Source organism: Paenibacillus sp. Aloe-11, from assembly GCF_000245715.1.
GTDB classification, from domain to species: domain Bacteria; phylum Bacillota; class Bacilli; order Paenibacillales; family Paenibacillaceae; genus Paenibacillus; species Paenibacillus kribbensis.
The window spans coordinates 1-216 of the sequence record NZ_JH601054.1 but is presented as its reverse complement, the minus strand read 5'-3'; the positions used below and the strand labels follow the sequence as shown (position 1 = coordinate 216).

Genomic DNA, 216 nt, shown 5'->3' with positions numbered 1-216 from the left:
AGCTCCACCTGCAAATTAGCCAATCAACAACGTATAGACGATACCCGGCCCATGTACACCGATGGTCAGATCATTTTCAATATCCGACGAACGGCTCGGTCCGGTAATAAAATGAATGCCTGCGGGCAATTGCTCGCGCCCGGCTTCGTCAAAACGGCCTAAAATCTCGCCCAGTCGCGTTCGCAGACGCTCCACTGGCAGGAGAATGATCAGCAC

The 216-nt window shown here is 53.2% G+C and carries 1 protein-coding gene; it reads right to left on the bottom strand.

Annotated features, from left to right (window positions below):
* Positions 1 to 15 precede the first annotated feature (15 nt).
* A partial coding sequence (locus WG8_RS11370; RefSeq protein WP_007430325.1) for an LUD domain-containing protein occupies positions 16 to 216 on the bottom strand: 201 nt, incomplete at its 5' end.